Annotated in this window: 1 protein-coding gene; it reads left to right on the top strand. The window is 68.2% G+C overall.

Annotation, left to right across the window (positions count from 1 at the left end; translation table 11 throughout):
• A partial coding sequence (locus tag AC1DWF_RS36135) for a hypothetical protein (protein WP_476843262.1) occupies positions 1-614 on the top strand: 614 nt, incomplete at both ends.

The raw sequence follows: 614 nt of genomic DNA, 5'->3' as shown, positions 1-614 counted from the left end.
GAGTTGGCTCGCCTTCTGGCTGGTACTGTTCGTGGCCCAGCTCGCCGCCAAGGAAATCGGCTACTGGTTCGGGCGGCGCGACAGCGCCCGGGCCGAGAGCCACGCCCAGCATGTTGGCGTCGTCGTCGGGGCGATGCTGGGCCTGCTGGCCTTCGTGCTGGCCCTCACCCTGTCCTTTGCCAATACCCGCTTCAACGAGCGCCGGGCCGGAAGCCTGGCCGAGGCCAATGCCATCGGCACGGCCTGGCTTCGAGCCGAGGCGATCGGGCATCCGCGCGGGACGGAGATCGCCCGGCTTCTAGAGGAATACACCCAGGTCCGCGCCGATTTCGTCCGCGCCGGCCTCGACCCGGCCATCAGCGTGCAGATCCAGCAGCGTACCACCACGCTGCAGAACGGCATCTGGGGCCATGCCTCGGCCCTCGCGCGAGAGCAGCCTAACCCCATCATCGCCTCGCTCATGGCCTCGCTGAACGAGACCTTCGACATGAGCACCGCCGAGCGCTTCGCCTTCGCCTTCACGTTGCCGCCGCAGCTGTTCTGGCTCCTGATCGGCCTGGTTCTCATCGCGATGGCGGGGCTCGGCTACCAGTTCGGATTGCGGGGGGTGCCGC

The sequence above is a fragment of the Aminobacter sp. P4_D5 genome (assembly GCF_056401815.1).
This window is presented reverse-complemented; position numbering and strand designations above follow the sequence as displayed.